The organism is Streptomyces sp. SAS_270 (assembly GCF_052543295.1).
This window is the reverse complement of the sequence record NZ_JBMNDS010000074.1, coordinates 31,924-52,147: the sequence shown is the minus strand read 5'-3', so window position 1 is coordinate 52,147 and position 20,224 is coordinate 31,924. Positions and strand designations below refer to the sequence as shown.

21 protein-coding genes and 3 pseudogenes are annotated in these 20,224 nt (G+C 68.1%); 9 read left to right on the top strand and 15 right to left on the bottom strand.

The window, feature by feature from the left end:
• The coding region (locus tag ACN6LB_RS35505; protein ID WP_445029435.1) for an NTF2-like N-terminal transpeptidase domain-containing protein at positions 1-610 on the bottom strand (610 nt) is incomplete at its 3' end.
• Between the two features lie 122 nt (positions 611-732).
• On the opposite strand from ACN6LB_RS35505, the pseudogene ACN6LB_RS35500 reads away from it, so the two are divergent.
• Positions 733-1,149: pseudogene (locus tag ACN6LB_RS35500) on the top strand (prolipoprotein diacylglyceryl transferase); the annotation flags it as partial.
• 503 nt (positions 1,150-1,652) lie between these two features.
• Positions 1,653-1,973, top strand: a complete 321-nt coding sequence (locus ACN6LB_RS35495; RefSeq protein WP_445029437.1) for a hypothetical protein — start codon at positions 1,653-1,655, stop codon at positions 1,971-1,973.
• Positions 1,974-2,067: 94 nt separating this feature from the next.
• Here the strand turns inward: ACN6LB_RS35495 and ACN6LB_RS35490 are convergent.
• From ACN6LB_RS35490 to ACN6LB_RS35475, 4 genes and pseudogenes are all read right to left on the bottom strand, one after another.
• A pseudogene (locus ACN6LB_RS35490) lies at positions 2,068-2,277 on the bottom strand (IS982 family transposase); the annotation flags it as partial.
• A gap of 147 nt (positions 2,278-2,424) precedes the next feature.
• Positions 2,425-2,652 (bottom strand): hypothetical protein, encoded by a 228-nt coding sequence (locus ACN6LB_RS35485; RefSeq protein ID WP_445029434.1) that lies wholly within the window; start codon positions 2,650-2,652, stop codon positions 2,425-2,427.
• Positions 2,653-2,832: 180 nt separating this feature from the next.
• On the bottom strand, positions 2,833-3,474 hold the full coding sequence (locus ACN6LB_RS35480) for a uracil-DNA glycosylase (protein ID WP_445029433.1): 642 nt from the start codon (positions 3,472-3,474) through the stop codon (positions 2,833-2,835).
• Positions 3,475-3,801: 327 nt separating this feature from the next.
• Positions 3,802-3,945 carry a hypothetical protein gene (locus ACN6LB_RS35475; protein WP_445029432.1) on the bottom strand — a complete coding sequence of 48 codons (144 nt, stop codon included), beginning with the start codon at positions 3,943-3,945 and terminating at the stop codon, positions 3,802-3,804.
• A gap of 464 nt (positions 3,946-4,409) precedes the next feature.
• Here ACN6LB_RS35475 and ACN6LB_RS35470 point away from each other — a divergent pair, with 464 nt between their 5' ends.
• Together ACN6LB_RS35470 and ACN6LB_RS35465 are read left to right on the top strand one after the other, a co-directional pair.
• On the top strand, positions 4,410-5,642 hold the full coding sequence (locus ACN6LB_RS35470; RefSeq protein WP_445029431.1) for an alpha/beta fold hydrolase: 1,233 nt from the start codon (positions 4,410-4,412) through the stop codon (positions 5,640-5,642).
• Positions 5,643-6,309: 667 nt separating this feature from the next.
• A complete protein-coding gene (locus ACN6LB_RS35465; protein WP_445029430.1) occupies positions 6,310-6,774 on the top strand; it encodes a hypothetical protein in 465 nt (154 codons plus the stop codon).
• A gap of 126 nt (positions 6,775-6,900) precedes the next feature.
• Here the strand turns inward: ACN6LB_RS35465 and ACN6LB_RS35460 are convergent, their stop codons facing one another.
• Complete coding sequence (locus ACN6LB_RS35460; protein WP_445029429.1) at positions 6,901-8,115, bottom strand: alpha/beta fold hydrolase; 1,215 nt, start codon at positions 8,113-8,115, stop codon at positions 6,901-6,903.
• A gap of 239 nt (positions 8,116-8,354) precedes the next feature.
• Positions 8,355-9,014 (bottom strand): peroxiredoxin-like family protein, encoded by a 660-nt coding sequence (locus ACN6LB_RS35455; RefSeq protein WP_445029428.1) that lies wholly within the window; start codon positions 9,012-9,014, stop codon positions 8,355-8,357.
• A gap of 135 nt (positions 9,015-9,149) precedes the next feature.
• Here ACN6LB_RS35455 and ACN6LB_RS35450 point away from each other — a divergent pair, with 135 nt between their 5' ends.
• On the top strand, positions 9,150-9,755 hold the full coding sequence (locus ACN6LB_RS35450) for a TetR/AcrR family transcriptional regulator (RefSeq protein ID WP_445029427.1): 606 nt from the start codon (positions 9,150-9,152) through the stop codon (positions 9,753-9,755).
• A gap of 620 nt (positions 9,756-10,375) precedes the next feature.
• Here the strand turns inward: ACN6LB_RS35450 and ACN6LB_RS35445 are convergent.
• From ACN6LB_RS35445 to ACN6LB_RS35420, 6 genes and pseudogenes are all read right to left on the bottom strand, one after another.
• A pseudogene (locus tag ACN6LB_RS35445) lies at positions 10,376-10,480 on the bottom strand (HipA family kinase); the annotation flags it as partial.
• Positions 10,481-10,789: 309 nt separating this feature from the next.
• Positions 10,790-11,272: a hypothetical protein gene (locus tag ACN6LB_RS35440; RefSeq protein ID WP_356138766.1), complete on the bottom strand. Its 483-nt coding sequence runs from the start codon at positions 11,270-11,272 to the stop codon at positions 10,790-10,792.
• A 204-nt stretch (positions 11,273-11,476) separates the two neighbouring features.
• On the bottom strand, positions 11,477-12,118 hold the full coding sequence (locus tag ACN6LB_RS35435; RefSeq protein WP_445029426.1) for a class I SAM-dependent methyltransferase: 642 nt from the start codon (positions 12,116-12,118) through the stop codon (positions 11,477-11,479).
• A gap of 105 nt (positions 12,119-12,223) precedes the next feature.
• On the bottom strand, positions 12,224-13,381 hold the full coding sequence (locus ACN6LB_RS35430) for a hypothetical protein (RefSeq protein ID WP_445029425.1): 1,158 nt from the start codon (positions 13,379-13,381) through the stop codon (positions 12,224-12,226).
• Positions 13,382-13,476: 95 nt separating this feature from the next.
• Positions 13,477-13,644: a hypothetical protein gene (locus ACN6LB_RS35425; protein WP_445029424.1), complete on the bottom strand. Its 168-nt coding sequence runs from the start codon at positions 13,642-13,644 to the stop codon at positions 13,477-13,479.
• Between the two features lie 224 nt (positions 13,645-13,868).
• Positions 13,869-15,119, bottom strand: a complete 1,251-nt coding sequence (locus tag ACN6LB_RS35420) for an MFS transporter (protein WP_445029423.1) — start codon at positions 15,117-15,119, stop codon at positions 13,869-13,871.
• Between the two features lie 59 nt (positions 15,120-15,178).
• On the opposite strand from ACN6LB_RS35420, the gene ACN6LB_RS35415 reads away from it, so the two are divergent.
• Positions 15,179-16,216 (top strand): DUF5937 family protein, encoded by a 1,038-nt coding sequence (locus ACN6LB_RS35415; protein WP_445029422.1) that lies wholly within the window; start codon positions 15,179-15,181, stop codon positions 16,214-16,216.
• 164 nt (positions 16,217-16,380) lie between these two features.
• The gene (locus ACN6LB_RS35410) at positions 16,381-16,806 is read left to right on the top strand and encodes a Rieske (2Fe-2S) protein (protein ID WP_445029421.1); all 426 of its coding nucleotides are present in this window, start codon (positions 16,381-16,383) and stop codon (positions 16,804-16,806) included.
• A 12-nt stretch (positions 16,807-16,818) separates the two neighbouring features.
• On the opposite strand, the gene ACN6LB_RS35405 is transcribed toward ACN6LB_RS35410, so the two are convergent.
• Complete coding sequence (locus ACN6LB_RS35405; RefSeq protein ID WP_445029420.1) at positions 16,819-17,472, bottom strand: cysteine hydrolase; 654 nt, start codon at positions 17,470-17,472, stop codon at positions 16,819-16,821.
• Positions 17,473-17,676: 204 nt separating this feature from the next.
• Between ACN6LB_RS35405 and ACN6LB_RS35400 the strand changes: the two genes are divergently transcribed.
• Positions 17,677-18,144 carry a pyridoxamine 5'-phosphate oxidase family protein gene (locus ACN6LB_RS35400; protein WP_445029419.1) on the top strand — a complete coding sequence of 156 codons (468 nt, stop codon included), beginning with the start codon at positions 17,677-17,679 and terminating at the stop codon, positions 18,142-18,144.
• 73 nt (positions 18,145-18,217) lie between these two features.
• Here ACN6LB_RS35400 and ACN6LB_RS35395 read toward each other — a convergent pair whose 3' ends face one another.
• A complete protein-coding gene (locus ACN6LB_RS35395) occupies positions 18,218-19,120 on the bottom strand; it encodes a LysR family transcriptional regulator (protein WP_445029418.1) in 903 nt (300 codons plus the stop codon).
• Between the two features lie 75 nt (positions 19,121-19,195).
• Here ACN6LB_RS35395 and ACN6LB_RS35390 point away from each other — a divergent pair, with 75 nt between their 5' ends.
• The gene (locus tag ACN6LB_RS35390) at positions 19,196-20,224 is read left to right on the top strand and encodes a DMT family transporter (RefSeq protein WP_445029417.1); all 1,029 of its coding nucleotides are present in this window, start codon (positions 19,196-19,198) and stop codon (positions 20,222-20,224) included.

The window sequence follows — 20,224 nt, the reverse complement described above, 5'->3', positions numbered from 1 at the left end:
GTGAAGGAAAAGCGGACAGGTCCGCTTTCCCGTCACGGGCAACCACCTTCGCCGTGACCGCGTCGGCCGGCAGCCTGCCCGCGGTGAGCGACTGGTCGTCGCCCAGGCCCGGATAGAGCACCGAGTTGTTCCAGTGGACCGCCGGCAGGCCGTTGGTGCTCTGCAGCACCGCCACCGCGCTCTGATAGGTCCAGGTGCCGCCCGCCACTCGGGCCGTGACCTCGAAGGTGACCTTGGCGGCGCCCGGTGTCACCGTCGACGAACCCGCCGAGGCGATGTGCTGGAAGGTCAGCGCCTTCAGGTGCAGGCCCTCCGCGTAGTGCCGCATCTCCGAGGCGGCCGTGTCCGCTGAGTCGGTGGCGCCCGCCGCCGCGTCGAGATGTTGCTTGGACCAGCTGTCGAGAAAGGTTCGGGTCAGCTTGACGGCCTTGGCGTCCGACGGGGGCTCGCTCGATGCCGTCGCGGGGTCGAAACTGCGCGCCGCCTTGGGCTCACTGCTGTCCGTCGTCCCGTTGGACAACGCCTGCACGACGCTGTAGGCGCCGATTCCCCCGACGACGAGCAGCGCCGTACTCGTACCGGCTATGCCGATCTTCACAGCTCTGTTCATGCAGTGGATCGTATGTTTGTTTGCACTGTGCAGGTGTCGGCTGCACATGGATCGTTACCGAACTGCCAAGGTGAGTTGGGAGCGAAGGACCAAGGGTCCCACGGACGCCGTACGGCCGCCCCACCGACCTGCTGTGGGCGCTCCATATCGATCCCGCGAACCGGCCCGCCGACAGTCCAGACATCGCCCTGTACCACCCGACGTTCCTGTGCGAGTCGCTGTGGGACCTCGGCGTGATGGTGCTGCTGCTGTTGCTCGACGCCCGTCACCACCAGCGACTGCGCCGCGGTCGGCTGTTCGCCTGTCGTGATGGAGACCACGAAGGCATCGCCACTCGCGCCCGAGCGGCCGCATCCGGGAAGGCATATGGGTCCACTGCTGCCCGCCCGACTGCGCTCCCTGACCCGCCCCCGACTGTAGGTGAGCCTTTCCCACCGACAGCGGCGGCGCCGGGTCTTGGGAGGCCGCCCGGGCCGTTCCCTTCGTACGCCTTGGCACCGGCCTCTGCTCCCGGCCGACGTGCCCCGGAGCCGCAGTAACACATGGTGCAATTGGCGACGCACTGCGCCCGGAGCGAAAACACCCCGAAGGACTGGCGATCACATTTTGCACTGTGCAACAATTGCATCTGGGAGACCGATTCGTCGGTTGAGGGTGGCCCAGCGCCCAGGAGTGACCGGCAGAATATCGCGGGTCCGGGCCGCATCGGCCGCCGGCAGGTCGCCCACCACCTGGGCCTCGGCGATGCGCCACGCTCCGGCCCTCTTCCGCCGGTCCGCGCGGCCAGCAGCGGCCCGCAGTTGTATGCCGGTCGAGGAGGAGAGAAGCCGTGGTCGCTGAAGGCCCAGGCCAGGGCGGAACACCGGGCGACGGGGACGGTGTTCCGCCCACCCCAGACGCCGTATGGCGAAAGTTCCTCCAAGACACCGAGCATGCGATCCGGGCTTCGGCACCTAGGGAGCTCTCCGCGCGGGAGCGGGCGGCCGGGATCCGCCCTCGTCCAGCTGACCCGGAGGGTGAGCGGCAGGGGCACCCAGGGGACATGCGCGAGATCGGATCCGCCCCGTTGGAAGCGGTGGGCGAGTTGTGGGAGTTGGAGGACCGGCCACCCGGTCCGGCTTGGCGGGACATGGACAGCCGGGCCAGACGCCGACGCGCGGGCCGCGTCCTGGGTATGGCCGCCGCGGTCATCCTGGCCGTGGGTGCCCTGTCCCGGCTGCCCACGGGCTCCGGCTACCCTGACGGCACGTCCGGCGACGGTACCTCGCAGCAGTCCGAAGACGTGGTGCCCGACGGAGTGCCCACCCTCCCGTCCGCAACGGCCTACACGGGCACGCTCCCACCGACCCCCCGTACCAGGTGAGACACCCGGGAGCAAAGGTCCCGCCCCCGTAGAGTTCGGCCACGAGCAGGTCGAGCAGGGTTTCGTGTTCGTCCGCCGTGGCCCCGGTCAGCGGCCGCTCGTTGTAGCCGGGTTGCTGCAGCAGGTACGGGTAGAGGCGGCGCAGATGGACCCGGGTATTCCGGAGTCGACTGACCTCGGAGGCGAAACCGAGCATGGCACGCATCATCGCCATGGGGACCAGCTCGGCTTCCGTGAGCTGCGGCGCTGTCCCTACGGTCGGCCCGCACGGAGTCAAGTCCGGCCGCTCCTTCGGCAGACCCATCCGCGTCCTCAAGCGCAGGCTCTCCGATGTCGTCTACCGGGCCCTTCTCCGCGACGCTCACCCTGTGAGGAGTCACCGAACCAACTCTCAGCAGTCGCTTGACATAGAGCAAGCGGACGTGGCCTCGAAGTCTTGGAGGACCCTCGATCATGCCAGTCGATAGACAGCCTGGTCCTGATCCGGCCTCACGATCAGGCCGTCATCGGCGAGGTCCCGGAGATGGCGTCGAGCCTCCTTTCCTGCGGCCTCATCACTTGCCGGCACGTAGCCGGCAACGCGCAGGGCCAGTACGGCACGCTGGGTGTCCCAGATCCCACCCAACGCCTGGATCACTGCGGCGAGGGCCTGCTTGTGGGTGAACAGCTTCTCAGTCATCGCAACCTCCCTTTTCATACCGCCAGAGCGCGGCACACGTAGCGACAGCGCCACGAACCTGCCGCGCGTCATATGACCCCAGGTATCCACGCTGAGACTGCCGGCCGGCCCGACGGTTCGCGCTCCTGAACGCTCATTTGCCGCCGGACACAGGGCCATTACCGGCGACTCAGGCCATGACTACTGTGTCGATATTTGTCCAGCTGTCTGACGGAGCGCGTCACCGACCGCCTGGTAGGAGTCGATTCGGTGCTGTGCGCGGCGCGCGCGTTCCTCTGGGTCTCGTACAAAGAGCGCCTGTTGCCCGGGGTGGTAAGTGCTCACGACCTTCAGAGTCCGGTCACGGACAGCATCGGGGTGTGCCTTGAGCAGGCGGCGCCACACGTCCTGGGCTTCCTTGCCTTGGAGGAGCACGACCTCTGTCTTCGGCATCACCCCCAGCAGCTGTTTCAGGACCCCGGCGCCAGCCTGGAGTTCCGCCGCCTTCGGTGAGCGGTTGATGTACCAGGGGTAGGCGTTCCAGGGAGTGATGTCATGCGGCGCTACGCCGGCCTTCTCAAAGATCTGGGCCTGAAGTTCCGCCGTCGGATCGTCGTTCTCCACACACAGGAATCCGGAGCCGGCGCCTTCCAGCGTTTTCGGACCGGGGTCTCGCAGGATGGACAAGACGCGCGCACCGGCTCCTCCGTGCCAGGGGGCGACATGCGGCATCCAGCCGCGTCCCTCCGGTTCACGCAAGGCGTCGACCATCTCGTTGATCGGACGGACATGGGAAGCGTAGCGCCCCTGCTCCTGCTCAACCCGAAAAGCCTCGTCGCGCATACGTCTTGCCACACTTCCTCCAACGCCGGTCGCATCAAGTACGGGGACACTATCGGGCACGTCTGACACTGATCGATCGGACCTGCCACAGGCAGGCAAAACGACGCATCCGAGGAGGCCGCTGCCCGGGAAACGCACCGCGTCGACCCCGGTCAATGTGTCGTGCAGGATCACGCCGGTGGCCTGCGGCAGCAGCTTCGGCTCCGTGCCAAGCAGCCGGAAACGCACCAGAACGGTGACCAGGAGGGGCAGTACGACACCGAAGACAAAGCCGAGCAGAACCTCCAGCGCGATCTTCCCAGGCGACGCCTTCCATGTCGGCGGCCGTCAGGCGGCGGCGATCAGCAGGAAAACGACCGGCAGGGCGAAGCCGTCGTTGACGCTGCTCTCCACGTTCAGCAACTGCCGCAACTGTGCCGGACCCTCACTGCGGCCCACGATCGCCCAGGCGAAGTGAGTGGCCAGCGCCATGAAGACTAACGCAATCGGTATGCCGCGGCCCAGGGCTCAGGCCGGGTTCCCCGACTGGCACGCGGCTTCGGCAACGAGACGTGCAAGGAAGCGGATGCGGCGCGGCGACCTGATGGCATACGTCGTCATCAACGCCCTTCTCGTCACGGTCTGGGCGATCAGAGGTCTCGGCTGCTTCTGGCCGGGCTGGGTCCTGGGCGTGTGGAGTTTGTTGCCCCGGGCGTCGAGGGTTCGGGTGGCGTCGCACGGGTGCGCGACGGCATCGTAAAGGTGGCAGTGGTGCATGCCATGGCGCTGGCGTCCGTCGGCTACTGGGAGGTGGCGGTGAGCAGCTCGGAGCTGTTGCCGAAGGCGGCGACGTGGCTGGCCTCGCCATAACCCGGCTGCCCCTTGTCGGCTGCTTGCCGAAGTACCTGCGAATGGCTCATGTGTACGTCGCCAGAAGGGAGTTGTACGCTGCAAAGGTGGAGGGGGACACATATCGCTTCGGGGAGTACGAGCTGGACATGGCTCGGCACCAGCTCCGCAGGGCCGGCGAGTCGGTCCACGTCGAGCCCCGGGCGCTGGATCTGCTGCGTCACCTGGTCGAGCACCGGGACCGGGTGGTACCGAAGAGCGAACTGCTCGACGAAGTGTGGGGGGACCGCTTTGTCAGCGAAGCCGCGCTCACCACGGCGCTACGGACCGTACGTCTGGCGGTGGGCGACACCGGCAGCAGACAGCAACTGATCCGCACCGTGCACCGGCGCGGATACCAGTTCGTGGCTGCGGCGACGGTCATCGGGGCGGGTAGGTCCGTCGGCCCCGGCCTGGATGCCGGTATGAAGCCGGCAGCGGTCGGCGGACCGCTCGGTGCCGACCGTCAGACCATCCGGTTCTGCCAGGCCGGTGACGGCATCCGTATCGCCTATGCCTCCGTCGGCTCGGGCCCGCCACTGCTCAAGGCGGCCAACTGGATGACGCATCTCGACCTTGAGTGGACGACCCCGGTGTGGGCGCACTGGCTGAGCGGCCTCGCCCGGAACCGCCAGCTGATCCGCTATGACGAGCGGGGCTGCGGCCTCTCGGATTGGACAGTGCCCGGCTTCACGTTTGACGACTGGGTCGACGATCTCGATACCGTCGTCGAGGCTGCGGGACTTGACCGCTTCCCACTGCTCGGAGTGTCGCAGGGCGGTGCGGTGGCGATGGCCTATGCCGTACGCCGTCCAGAGCGGGTCAGTCGGCTCATCCTCGCCGGGGCCTACGCCCAAGGACGGCAGGTGCGAGCCCGGAATGATTTTGAGCGCGAGGAGGCAACCCTGGACCTGGATCTGGCCCGGGTGGGATGGAAAGACCAGGACCCCGGATTCCTGCGGGTCTTCGCCTCCCAGTTCCTGCCTGAGGGCACTCCGGAGGACTGGGACGAGTTCACAGTCTTCCTGCGGCAGACGACCTCGCCGGCCAACGGGGTCCGTTTCCTGGAGGAGTTCGCCCGCATCGACGTCTCCGACATCGCCCACCGGGTCGAGTGCCCAACGCTGATCATCCACTCGCGCGACGACGAACGGGTACCGGTCTCGCAGGCCAATGAGCTGGCCGCGCTCATCCCCGACAGCCGACTGGTCCTGCTCAAGAGCCGCAATCATCTGTTCACCGCGTTCGAACCGGCCTGGGACGAGTTTCTGTCCCACATCGATGCTTTCCTGTCCGAGTGACCTCAGCCGTCGGCGGCTTCGGGCCGCCGGAGCAGGCAGTCGACTGCCTGCGCGCTGGGGCGACGAGCGCGTGGGTCCCTGTCGTGAGCGGGGGCGACCCGCCGCGGCCCGGATGACCCCGGGCGGGGACGCCAGTGGCTCTGAAGTGACGGCGGGCTCCGCGTCTTCCGGGGCGCCCACGGCGAAGCCACCGCTAGAAGGCACCGCTAAACAGGACTGGATCGCATCCCTTCCGCGTGCTCGCCGGGTACGGTCCTGGGGCTGATCGCACTCGGCCGGTTGGTGCCGATGAGGCGTCGCCTCCCCATTGCGCGACGAGCTCCGTGTCCTGGCCGCCCCGAACCAGCGCATCGAAGCGCTTTCAGACGGACGCCGTGACACCCGAGGAGAGCGTCGCCTCCAACCGCTCTCACACCTCGCCATCGCCGGCGTCGACGACCACGCCCGAGCCGATATCCCGTAAGTCGTCCCACGGACCCGGCTGCCCGACCCGGCCCGCCGTCTGAGGATTGCGCCCTCAGCCTCCCCTCAGAAGAGCCTCAGAGTTCCACCAAGCTTTGGCCTGGTGGCGGGCGTGATGCTGGAGCGGTGCCGGGCCGGGGAGCAGTCACACGGACATCACCCCGGCCCGGAGATCACCTCACAGACACGAGAGAGAAGGACGACGATGCGAGTCGACAACACCAGGACGTCCGGCCTGATCCGGACTCGGCGGGGGCTGGCGCTGCTGATCGCCTCGGGGGCCGGGCTGGGCTCCCTGCTGCTCGGAGCGATTCCCGCGCAGGCCAACGACACCACCAAGACGGTCTCGGCGGACGGCCAGTCGGTCACGTTCGCCACGAACCACACCAGCCGGGGTGTCAGCGGCGGCGTCACCTTGGTGGTGAACTCGTCCGGCAACTGGTCGATCACGGGAAGCGGGCACAACTCGCACCTCCTCGTCCGCACCTTCCACTGGAAGTGCGACCTGACCTGGGACGCCTCGGCCGTCTCGCACGCGACCGCCAAGAAGGCCGTACCTGGCAACACGACCCGCACCATCAGCTCGGCGGCGTACGACCCGAACATCCAGGCTGGCTTCGCCGACATCGCCGATCACGGGAGGGCCGACTGCGACATCGTCATCGGCTAGCCGAGGCGAGGTCCGGCCTCCTGCGGGAGGCCACTGAATACCTTGTGGAGGGGCTGTCCGGCCATGGGGCCGGGCAGCCCCTTGCCGGGTCCGTCCGCGCAGGTTGCCGAGAGCCTGCCTGCCGGGCTATTCGGCGAGGAAGTTGTCGAGGTGGGAGAGGAAGGTCGGCCAGGCGGGATCGTCAGCGGTGAACAGGTGGTTACGGCTTTCGAGCAGGACCAGCCGGCTGTCGGGGATGAGCATGGCCAATTCCAGGGCCTGCGAGACGGGGATGCGCGCGTCGTCTCGGCAGTGGACAATCAGCGTGGGGCAGGTCACCTGGTGAGCGATGCCGGAGACGTCGATCCGGGCGAACTCCTCCAGGAACCGCAGGCCGTTGGCGGCTGAGGTCGTCTGCCGTTGATATGCGGCGAAGGCGTCCCACTCGGCAGGCGTGGCGTCGGCTAGGAACTGGGAGGCGACGTAGCGCAGGAAGCTGCTGTCCTGCGAGCGCCATCCGACGCGGGCGATGTTCAGGTCCACCTCCGCAGCATCGCGCTCGTCGTCACTGCCGGCACGGATCAACTGGCCCCGGGCATAGGCCGAGGTGAGGACCAGCCGACTGACCCGCTCAGGACGAAGCGCGGCATAGGCGACCGCCACCGCACCCCCCTGCGACACCCCGAGCAGAGGGAAACGGTCAAGGCCGACGGCATCGGCCACGGAGTCAAGGTCGGCGACCAGGTCGTCGAGGGCGAAGCTGCCCATGTCCCATGCCGAAAGACCGCAGCCCCGCTCGTCGTAGCGGATCAACTGCCGGCCACGGGTGAGCCCGTCGAACCAGTGGGCCCACATAGGGGTAGTCCGGTCGAGATCGAGGTGGGTCAGCCAGTTGGCAGTCTTCACCAGGGGCGGACCCTCGCCGGTGACCGCGTAGGCGATACGGGTGCCGTCGACGGACCGGCAGAACCGTATGACCTCGTGGTCCGCCTCCGACACCGCGCCCGTGACGCGGACGGTGGGCGAGGCTTGTACAGAGGTCGAGGCCGCCTTCATGCGCGCGACGAACTGGAAGCCGCGCCCCCGCACGGTGCGGATGGACTGTTGTCGGGTGCCGCTGTCCCCGATCGCGAGGCGGGCGGCACGTAACCAGGCGGCAAATGCGGCGTCGCTGACCGCGCGACCGCGTCCCACCGTACCCACGAGCTCCGCCGTGGGCACGGGGCGGTCGTGGTGCTCGACCAGGTGGCACAGCAGATCCAGGGCTTCAGGTTCGATGTGTACCTGCTGTCCGTCGTGGCTGAGCCGACGACGACCTGTGTCCAGCTCGTACTCCCCGAAGTGGTACATCGCGCCGCTCACAGCGCTGACTGTATAGCGTTTGTTCGAACCGGCGGAGCCATAATGCCCGGCCGGCCAGGTCAGTGAAGGGCCGTCAGTTACTCGGCGTGGACGTGTGGTTGATGCGACGAGCTACGCGGCACATCCCTGGGCCGCCCGCCGTGCTCGCCGAGCGTCCAGGGCGTCGCCGGCCGCGCGCGACCGCGCGGCCGACTGACTGCGACCCTGCCTACGGCACGTGTCGGGCGACCGCGAAACCATCAGTCCAATGCGTCGAGGGCGGCGAGGATGTCGGCCGGTTCGGCGCGGGTGGTGTAGTCGGTGGTGACGAAGGCCCAGCGGATCACGCCGTCGCGGTCGATGACGTAGGTCGCGGGCAGTGGGAGGGTCCGCGGGTGGCCGCCGTTGACGCGCTGGAGATCGAAGCCGAGCTTGTCGTAGACGGCGGCGAGGTCGTCGGGGAGGTCGAAGGCGAGGCCGTACTGCTTGGCGGTATCCGAACCCAGGTCGCTGAGGACGTCGAAGGTGAGGGAGTGCTTCTCGGACAGGGTGAGGGACTCGTCGGGGATCTGCGGGGAGATGGCCACCAGGCGGGCGCCGCGAGCGGCAATGGCCTCGTGGTGCTGCTGGAGGGAGCGCAGGGCGATGTTGCAGTACGGGCACCAGGCACCGCGGTAGAAGGTCAGCACGACCGGGCCGTGGGTGAGTAGGCCGTCCAGGGCCAGGGTCTGCCCGGTCGCGGAGGGGAGGCTGAAGCCCTGGGCCTGCGCGCCCGTGGTCAGGGCGCGATCGGCCTGGCCGGAGTCGGCGAGTTCCTGACCGGCCCGCCGCATGATCGTCCTGATCTCCGCGGGGATCTGCTGCTGGCGTGCTTGGTAGTAGATGCGCAGTTCGGCGTTCAAAGTGGTCGATGCGGCCATGGCGCTGATTCCTCCTGGCTGACGGCTGGAGCGAAGAAACTTGAAATGACCGTTCCAAGATAGGGTCCCGCGGGGCGCCGCACCAGCCGTACGGGAGTATCTTGGAATCCTTATTTCAAGATGGCGGGGTGGAGCATGCCGGACATCAAACACTTCGATCCGGACACCACCCTGGAGACCGTGGTGCGGCTGTTCTGGCGGCAGGGCGTGGCCTCGACCGGCATCCAGGACGTGGTGAGCGCGACCGGGCTCAACCGCTCCAGCCTGTACGGCACGTTCGGCGGCAAGCAGGAGCTCTACCTGGCCGCACTGCGCCGCTACCTGGAGCAGCGGTCCCAGCCGATGTTCCGGCGCCTGGCCGAGGACGAGCGGGGGCTCCCGGCCGTTGCCGAGTTCTTCGACGGCCTGATCGAGGCCCGCTGCTCAGGTGAGTACGCCCGCTGGGGCTGCATGGTCGCCAACGCCCACGCCGGGGCCGAGAACAGCGATCCGGACGTGCGCACCGTCCTGGACCAGCACCACCGAGAGCTGCGCGACGCGATGTACACGGCGCTCGTCACCGCCGAACACGAGGGGCAAATCACCCCCAGCATCGCCCCCGATGTCTCCGCGGATCTGCTGACGCTGCTCGCTTATGGCGTCAACCTGCGCTCCCGAGCCGGTGCCGACGCCGCGACGTTGCGAAAGACTGTGACCGCCGCCCTGGACTCGATCGCCGACAGGGCAGCGGCACGAACGTGAGTGGCTCGGGCTGCCAACGGGATGGAGGGCGACAACGGCCCGCCGCCCTATGCCTGAACCGAAACGCAGTACCCGGCCGACCCGGAATCCCCCGCCAAGGTGCCTGGCACTCCAACAGAACGAGCGGCAGATGAGCGTCACGAGCGTCATTTCAGCATCAAGATGTCGCCCGTTACGCCCACACCACACATAATGCGCACGCACAAAACACCAGGTCAGGATCCCTTCGCGGCCGGTTCAAGCATGGCGACACACTCCACGTGATGCGTCATCGCGAACGGGTCGAGACGACACCGCCGCCCCCCGTCGGCAGCGCGTGATCGAACAAATGCCGATGGTGCCCCGCCGCTCGACGAGGCACCAGCCAAGTACCGCCGACGTCGGACCTCACCCGGCACATAGAGTGACCAGGCGATTTAGCGCCTGAACCTCGTCGGCAAGCCTCTCTGCAGGGCAAGCCCCTGGGGAGAATCTGGGGAGAATTGAGCCCCCTGGGGAGCCCCTGGGGAGAATCGGCCGCGCAAGGCCGCACGAACATGAAAGACCCAGAAAGACACGTCAGTGCAGGTCAGGACGCCTCCCGAGCCCGAACGCCCAGGTCAGCGGGGCGAGGTGGAGGACTTCATGACGTACATGCCGAGATCGTCGGCCTCGACGAGCCCCGGCAGCGAGCCGCCCTCACGCAGCGGCGTGATGTATCTGGTGGCGGCGACCTGTCTCAGCATTCTCCAAGGCCCCATCGTTCATTTGCCTTACGTTCCACGGCACATCCAACGCGATGCAATCCGGAGAAACGTCCGCGATCAGCCCTGAGGGGAATCCGGGGAGTTTCGAGGGGCACAGTCGCCTCCGTACCTCACCAGCAGCCCGTCAACGGCGGTGCGCCCCTTGCTTCCGGCCTCCGGCATGAAGTGAGCATAGTAACCAAGCGTGACAGCAGGGGAGGCACGCCCGAGCGACCGCGCCACACGATTGTCCTGAGCTCGCTCCGGATCTCGATACGTGTCTGGTCCAAGGTCCCTTGATTGCCCTGATCAATGCGTATCGAGCGATAGTTGCGACGTTGACTCCGGTACCGGCAGACGACGGCCGTAGTACGTCATCACAAGATGCTGCACACCCAACGTGACACCCAGGCCGAGCCACAGAGCGTTTCCGTTGAACGGCTCATCAAACGCGGCTTCCGCGACGGCGCCCAGGCCCAGCTTGACGGCGATGGTGGCGAGCCACAGCAGCAGCGTCTCCCGACCGCCCTTGCGGTACAGCCGCCCGTCCCCTTCCCGCCATATCGGCATGGTGCGACCGCGTAGGACGCCGGCCAGGACCGAAACGATCAGCCCGGCGACGAGGAACGCGATTCCGGCCGAGGTCATGCGACTCGGACCCGGTGGAACGCAGCCGCGCACGATGAGGAGGGCGACCCACACATAGGTCAGTGACCGGACCGGCCGCGCGGAGAACTGACTCCACATGATCACGGCAGTGATGCCGATGATTAGCAGCAGACTGTGTGTCACTGATCTGCGGTCCTTCCGGTCAGGCAGGCGAGCGTGGATGACAGGGCGGCACGCGCCGTTCCTATACTCCACGATCACGGGTCTGCACCGGGAGGGGTGCCGCCGACCGGGCTTCTCGCCGGGGCAGTTGGCGCTGGTGTCCTGACCGCCCGACATCACCAACTGGGTTACGGCATTGCCTCCAGCAGGGGCTGGATGTTCAGGTCAGGCCGGAGAGGCGGTGCGGGGCCGGGCACTGACCCAGGACCTGTTCGGGTTCAGGAAGCTGCCGATCTCCAGGTCCGCCAGCGCCAGTTCGTGTTCGAGGGAGTCGTCGTCCACAGGCCTGGTGATGACCGATTGCGACCAATGCGAGCCGTCGATCTCGTAGTCGAGGGTGAAGGCCAGTAGCCCGGACGACGCCTGGCTCAGGTCGCGCATGGTGATCGTGCACCCGGGCGCGACCTCCCGTTTGAACGCCGGCTCGTCGACGTAGCTCCGCTCCGGCGGGTCCCGCTGGATAAGAACCTGTCCCTGGTCCTTCACATGGGCCCGGCAGATTCTGAGAAATGCCCGGGCCAGCTCGATATCCGGGTTCTCGATCAGATGCGACATCAGGAGAACCACGTCGAATCGGCGACCGAGCGCCAGGTCTTGGATCCGGGATTCGACAGTTTCGGCGCCTTTGATGTACGCCAGCATTGCGGGCGATTCGTCGACCGCGACCACTTCGTGACCCATTTCCAGCAGAGGATGGGTTATTCTCCCCGCGCCCGCACCCAGCTCGAGGATGCCGGCGCCCGCCGGAATCGAATCGTGGATCAGGGTCGGGCTCGAGCCGGCCGACAAGCGGGCGTAGAACTCCACCGGAGAGCCGTCGGGTGAGAGGGGAATTCCAGTCTGCGTCACTTTGCCTACCACCTATGACTAGTCCTGTAACTGCCGGCCACAAAGATCATTTACGGGACAGGTTCAGGTAAGGCACTGGATGTTGTTGTGCGGTGAGAAGAGGCCGCAGCAGTCGCCGTCCAGATCCTCGTCGAACACGCCTTCTTCGATGGCCGGGTGCTCGCCGGTCAGATCCTTGAAGTCCTGACTTCTCAGCGGTGGCCGGCCGGCGATCTCGATCACGCAGTCGGACGTGATGAAGTCGACATGCACGTCGCAGGAGTGGACGAGACCTCGCGCCTGATTGCTCTGCCCGAAGCCGATGTGCACGCTCGGGAACCGCTCGTTGAGATGCGAGTTCAGGGAAATGAACCGCTCGATGCCGATGTTGGTGCCGAATCCCAGTTCGCCGACCCGGTCGGCGTTCGGCAACCGCAGGCAGCGTTCGATCAATTTCTTGACCTTGGGACTGTCGCACTGGTAGTCCACCATGATGCCGTTTTCGATCTCGAACACGGCGGGGTGTTCCTGAAGTCGTGCGTCGAGCGTGGTGTACGCGGTCGAATTGAACGCACCGTCCGCGACGAGCGTGCCGCTTATCTGCGCGGGGTAGGTCGCCACCTCGCCTGCGGGCAGGAGCACGAAGGCTCCCTCCCGGTGGAGCCCGCGATTGCTCACCCAGCGGTAGCGCGCGGGATCCAGCACGACATCCAGCTCGGATCCGGAGGACGTTCTGACCTTGAACTGCTCGGCGGACCTGAGATTGTGCAGGAGTCCGGCGTTGATGTTGTTCAAGGTGGCGGGCGACGTCGTCACCGCCTGCTTGAAGAACTCCGCACCGGTCATCACCGTCCGGAAGACTTCGGTCCTCTTTCCGGAGAACGGCTCCAGTGCGTCGCGAATCGAGTCCGACGGCGCGACAATGTCGTATTCGATACAGAGCACGAGAAGCCGGTCGGTGATCTGGTCCAGGCCGAATTTCGCGCTGCTGAGCGACTGCTTGATCGCGGCGGCGGACAGGCCTTCGAGATCCATGAGTATTGCGGGAATGCCGCGAATGTCCAGCTCGGCCGCGACCCAGGCGGCGGGTTCACGTGCGCTGCGCGCGTACAGCAGGAGCACTCGATCCTGATCATTGAGATGCATGTACTGATCGAGCATCAGCGAGACACCGCGCCAGACCTGGTCGTCAGGCCCGCCATGGGCGCGGGAAACATCTTCGGTCAAACCGCTGTTTTCCATAGTATGAGGCATTCCTAGGAAATAGACTCCAGCGCAATACGTAGTAACGGTGCGCGCGAAGGGTTTTCACTCTTCGCGCGCACCGTCGACTCAGGTCAGTCTTCGGTCTCCCACGCGGAGGTGAAGTTGACCGCTTCGCTGTCGCTTCCCGAAAGAATGTCCACCGGAGCTGCAGTAGCGACTGGCCTCTCCTGGATCAGCATGGCGTTCAGCGTTGTTGCCACTTGCGCATTGCGCGCGGCTTCCAAGGTTTCGGTGGTCATCGAAACATCGCCTCCCAGCTGGTTTACTGAACGTGCGAATTCAACAACTGACCAGACGTCAGTCAGCAGAGGGGATCTTCCCCTGTGTCGGATCGCAGTGATGGGTCCGATCGCTGCGATTGATCCCCTGGTGCCTCAATGTAGGTTCTGCCAAGGGGCGGCCGCCAACGATTCGAAGACCGTGGAAGGGTGACCGGCCGCGCAACTCCGGTCGGTCCCACAGTTCATCCGCTGCGGCGTACGCCGGGATCAGGATGCGGGGTCCGGCGAAGCGCGGGCACGAGCACGAGCAGGACAGCGAGTGTCCCGGCGCCGGCGAGGACGAACGTGGCGCGTGCGCCGACCAGGTTCACCGACAGGCCACCGGCGAGATAGGCGAAGCCCGCGCCCAGTTGGGCGGCGGTGCCCAGGGTGCCGAACACGCGGCCGAGCATCGGGCGGGGCACGACGTTCTGGATGACGGTGTCGTAGCCGATGTTCTCCCCGGCGTTCCCCGTACCGGCGAGCAGCTGTGCCACCAGCACGACGGCGAGGGCGGGAGCCAAGCCCGTAAGGACCGTGCCGGCGCCACTCGCGGCGATGGCGACGACCAGCAGAGCCACTGGTGAACGCCCGCGGGCCAACCGTGTGCACGCGACCGACGCCAGCAGCATGCCCAAACCGAACGCGCTGGCGGCGAGGCCGTACCCGGCCGGGCCGCCGCCGAGCTGATCGCCGGCGAGGAACACCAGCGCCACGTTGTCCACGCCGGCGAAGGCGACGATGACGAACAGGGTGAGGATCAGGGTCCTGACCTGCCGGTCCGCCGCGACATGACGAAGACCCGCGGCCGCTTCGGCCCAGACTCCGGTGACCGCGGCGGGATCACGAGTCGGCTCCAGCACCGGAAGTCCGGTGAGCAGCAGTGCTGAGACGGCGAAGGTAGCGGCGTCGGCTGCCAGCGCGGTGTGAATGCCTCCTGGTCCGGCCGCCAGCAGTCCGCCGAGGCCGGGGCCGACGGCGAGTTGCAGGGTGCGGGCGAACCCGAACAGGGCGTTGGCCGGGGCACGATCAGGGGCGTCGACCAGCACCGGCACGAGACTGCGCCCGGCCGGGTTGCGGATGGTGGCCAGCGCCCCGGCGAGCACGACGAGCGGGATCAGGATCATCAGCGGCGGCAGGGTGACGGCGATCAAGCCGATGACGAGCGCCGAGGCAAGTTCGCAGCGCATCATCAGCCGACGGGTCGGGATGCGGTCGGCGAGCACTCCGGCCAGGGGGCCGGCAAGTCTCGGCAGCGCGTTCGCGAGCAGCAGCAGGCTCACCCCGACAGGCCCGTCCTGCCGGGCGGCGAGGACCACGAGCACCGTGGTGGTGATCCCGTCGCCGACGAACGACACCGCCCGCGAAGCACACAGTGCCCGGAAAGCCGGGTTTCCCCGCAGCAGCCGGGTTCGCGGCGGAGGCGCCATCGGTGTCGGCGAAGGTTCGACCATGACCGTCAGGGTGCCGTCCTCGGAGACGGCAGGGCATGGATTCGGCGCATACCGAATCCATGCCTGTCATCGTTGGCGGTATGACGCTGGTGCTGAGGTTCGGGTCGGGTGATGCGGCGCGGTGCCGGTTCGCGGTGTCACCGTTGCAGGAAACGATGTCCGCGCTGCTGGTGCTGAACGCGCCGAGCCGTCACGCCTGGTACTTGCCGTGGCTGCGCGGCATCCAGGACGTCGTCGCCGAGCTCGACCTGGGACTGCTCGGCATCGCGGTGCCGGTGCGCGGGCACGGGCCGGATTTCCTGTGGCCGAGCCCGACCGGCCCGCTCACCACCATCGAGGACGACCTCGCCCGGGTCCAGGCCACCGATCCGGATGTCGTCGCCACGGAGCTCACCGAGCACGCCCGCCGCCTCGACCCCCGGAGCGCGCCCGCGCACCTGTACCGCGCCCTCACCGGGGACCCCGTGGAAGCCCGGGACAAGCTGGTCGCGCACCAGAGCGAGGCCTGGCGGATCCTGATCGCACCGCTGTGGGACCGCATCCGCGGCTTGCTCGACGCGGACATCACCACACGCGCCCGGCAGCTGGCCGACGGCGGTCTGGAGGGGCTGTTCGCCAACCTGCACCGGCGGGCCAAGTGGGAGAGCGACTCCTTGCACCTGACCGGTCTCCGCCGCGGGAGTCTCGACCTGCGCGGCCGCGGCCTGATCCTCGTCCCGACCGCCTTCGGCTGGCCGAACCTGGGCCTCGGACCCACCAGCGACACTTCCGCCGCACCCCCGGCCCTCGTCTACCCGATGCTCGGCGCCGCGCGACTGTGGGACCCCCCTGCGGGATCACCGGCCATCGCGCGGCTGCTGGGCGCCGGGCGCGCGGCCGTGCTGGCGCAGACGCTCATCCCCAGCACGACCAGAGGCCTCGCCCGCCGGGTGGACCTGGCCCCGGCAACCGTTTCCCAGCACCTCACCGTTCTCCGCGACGCCGGCCTTGTCACCGCTGAACGGCGCGGCCGCGAAGTGTTCTACCAGCAGACGCCGCTCGCGGCCGCGCTGACCTCGGGTACGCACCTGAGTTCGCCTCCAGCCGACCCCCGTTGACCTACGGGTGGACACCCTTCATGACATACGTCCCGAGATCGCCGGACGCGGCTGATCGGCACCGGATCTCGTTCCGGTGAAGATCTCGCAGCCCTCTGAACAACGGCTGCCGTAGGCCCGTACTCCCTTACAGATCATCAACGTCCGCGGAAGGAAACGTCGGCATGACCAGCGAATCGCTTCAGCCCGCCTCGGGACCGGCCCGCCGTACCGTCATCGCGGCGGCCGGAGCGGCGGGGATCGCCGTCGCGCTGACCGCGTGCGGTTCGGAGGACGCCTCGTCCGACTCCGCGGGAGCCGCGGGCACGGTCCTCGCGAAGACCTCGGACATCCCGGAGGGCGGTGGCAAGATCTTCAAGGACCAGGGTGTGGTGGTCACGCAGCCCGCCGCCGGCACCTTCAAGGCGTTCTCGTCCAAGTGCACCCATCAGGGCTGCGCGGTGACGGGCATCACCAACGGCGTCATCACCTGTCCGTGCCACCACAGCGAGTTCTCCATCGCCGACGGCAGCGTGAAGAAGAGCCCTGCGACCCAGCCGCTCGCCGCCGCCGACATCACCGTGGACGGCGACTCGATCAAACTCGCCTGACCGGGCGGGAGTTCAAGCCCGCTGCGCAGCCCGGCGCGGCCGTCCGAAGCAGGCCAGCACGTCGTCGGTCGTGGTGATCGTGGCGACCAGGGCGAGCGTGTTGCGGATCATCGCGGGGGTGTAGTCGGAGGGCACCCCCGCGATGGCGTCCGCGGGAACGACGGCGGCGTAGCCGCGGTTCACGGCGTCGAACACCGTGTTGGGCACGGCCACGTTGGCCGAGACGCCGGTCACGACGAGGGTGCGGCAGCCAAGGTTGCGCAGCAGCGGGTCGACGTCGGTGCCCGTGATCGGCGACAGCCCGTGCAGGCGCCGTACGACGAAGTCCTCCTCCGCGACCTCGACGGGCGCGGCGATGCGCACGGCGGTGGACCCGGACAACTGCTGCACCGGCAGCCGTTCGGCCGCGCGGAACAGCCGGGCGTTGCGGTTGGCGCCCCGCCCGTCCGGGCGCCGCTCCGCGACAGCGTGGATCACCTGCACCCCGCTCCTGTGCGCGGCGTCCACAAGCCGGGCGACGTTGGCGAGCATCCCCGACCCGCGTGCCTCCTTGGCGAGTTCGGGAAGCACGCTGTCCGGGCCGACGACGCCCTGCTGGCACTCGACGGTGAGCAGCACCGTCGTCGCGGGGTCGAGGAGTTCACTGAGCTGTTCGTACGGCGGCATGGCTTCCCCCGGTCGCGGGCGGGCTGGGCGAGCTTGCGGAGCGGGCGAGAGTAGCCGCCATTGCGTGCGGACGGAAGACGCCCCATGCTGTTCTGACGAAGCGTCAGAGGATCTTCTCGGGTGCGCTGCCGGTGCAGCCGTTCAGGCGTGGCTCCCAACGAGCCCCGGAGGAGCCGGAGAAGAGCCGGAGAAGAGGGGGACCGTATGGCCGTCACTCAGCGTCGGGGCCGCAGGATCATGATGACCCCGGGTGAACTGGACGAGTTCCTGACCCGCCAGCGCACCTGCCGTGTCGCGACCGTCTCGGCGGACGGCGCCCCGCACGCCAGCACCCTCTGGTTCGCCTGGGACGGCACCTCGCTGTGGCTGTACTCGATCACCCGCAGCAGGCGCTGGGCCGATCTGCGCCACGATCCGCGCGTCGCCGTCGTCGTCGACACCGGCGAGGAGTACGGCGAACTGCGCGGCGCCGAGCTGTCCGGCAGCGTCGAGTTCATCGGCGAAGCCCCCCGCACGGGCGAGCCCTGCCCCGAACTCACCGCCGTGGAAGCGCTGTTCGCCCAGAAGAACTTCGGCCTCACCGAGATGCCGCACGACGGCCGCCACGCCTGGATGCGCCTGACGCCGAAATCCATCGCCTCCTGGGACTTCCGGAAGATGGCTTCGTCGTAGCACGGCGATCGATGGCGCAGGGTGGGGCGGGGCGGGTCAGGACGATACGGGGCTCGCCCTCGCGGCCCGCGCCTCATGCGACGGCCTCTCCCGCCGCGCGCAGCGCCTGGACGGCCGCCCGAATCGACGGGCGGCGGTCGGCGTCCGCTCGCCACACGACGTAGACGTGCCGACGGACGCGCTGGCGCAGCGGCACGGTGACGACTCCGCCGGGCATCGGGTGGCGGCCGAGCAGCGGTGCGATGCACACGCCGAGACCCGCGGCGACCAACGCGAGCTGGGTGTGCGTCTCGGCGGCGCGGTGCCCGATGCACGGCTCGACGCCCTTGGAGCGGAGCGTGAAGATGAGCCACTCGTGGCAGAACTCGCCCTCGCCCCAGGTGATCCACTCGTCGTCCGCGAACTCCCCGAGGTCCACCTCGGCACGGTCCGCCAACCGGTGGCCGACCGACATCGCCACGTCCGCCGGGTCGTCGAGGATCGCTGCCTTCACCAGGCCGTCGGGCAGCGGCATCGGCTTGTTGTACCAGTCGAGTACGACCGCCAGGTCGAGGTCGCCCCGCACCACCCCGGCGACCCCGGCCTCCGGCTCCAGCTCGCTTGAGCGCACCCGCAGCGCGGGATGACCTGCGCGCAGTGCGGCGAGCGCGGCGGGGAGCAGCCCCCGTGCGGCCGTGGGGAACGCGGACAGGCGCAGCTCACCCACCACCTGCCCGCGCTGCGCCTCCAGGTCGGACTGCGCGAGCTCGACCTGGGACAGGATGCGTGCGGCATGCTCGGCGAGCAGCCGTCCGGCGTCGGTGAGGCGCACTCCCCTGCCGTTCTTGGCGAGAAGTTGCTGCCCCACCTCGCGCTCCAGCTTGGACATCTGCTGCGAGACGGCCGACGTCGTCACGTGCAGCCCCTCGGCCGCACCGCTCACGGAGCCGTGCCGGGCAAGGGCATCGAGGGTGCGCAGCCGCTCCAGGTTCAACATGTAAGCAATGCTACGAGATGTGGTGCGAGAAATCTCGCTTGTGCTACGAGAATCTCCTCCCCCATCGTGGGTTCCATGAGCACCGCCGCCGAGCACCGAGCCGCACGTGAACGCGACACCGACCCTGAAATCGCCCCCGGCGCCGAACCCGATACCGGATCGACCGCCGCCCCCGCGACGGCCACGGACACAGCCACCGCTCGCGTCGCGCAGCCCGGCCCTCGCCGCCGCGCCCTGGACTGGCGGATCCGCTTCGGCGCCCTCTCCCTGATCTGGGGCTTCAGCTTCCTGCTCATCAAGGTCGGCACGGACGGCTTTGCCCCCTTCCAAGTCACCCTCGGCCGGCTGTTGTTCGGGACCGCGGTGCTCGCGGCGGCGATGGCCGTGAAGCGGGAGCGGCTCCCGCGCGGCGCGCGCACCTGGGGGCACCTCGCGGTGGCGGCCTTCCTCCTCAACGCGCTGCCGTTCTCGCTCTTCGCCTACTCCGAGCTGACGATTCCGTCGACGCTCGCGGGCATCTGCAATGCGACCTCGCCGCTGTGGGGCATGGCCCTGTCCCTCGTCGCCCTCTCCGAGGACCGGCCCACCCGGCTCCGCGTCGCCGGCCTCGGCCTCGGTTTCCTGGGTGTCCTCACGGTCCTCGGCGCCTGGCAGGGCTTCAGCGGCCTGGACGCCACGGGCACGGCGATGGCTCTGCTGGCCTCGCTGAGCTATCCGATCGGCTGGATCTACGTCCGCCGTACCCTGGCCGACTCCGGCCACTCCCACCTGTCGATGACCGGCGCCCAACTGCTCCTGGCGACCGTCCAACTGGCCTTTGTGACACCGCTGTTCACCACGTTGCCGAGCCATCTCCCGCTCGTCCCGCTGCTGGCCACAGCGGCCCTGGGCGCCCTCGGCACAGGGCTGGCCGTGCTTCTGCAGTACGGCCTGGTCGCCGAGGTCGGCCCGACGACGGCCCAGATGGTCACGTACTTCATCCCGGTCATCGCCGCCGCCGCGGGCGTCGCGATCCTCGGCGAGTCGCTGGCCTGGTCGACGCCGGTCGGCGCGGTGATCGTGCTGGCGGGCGCCGCGCTCACGCAGATCAGGGCGCGGCGGTGA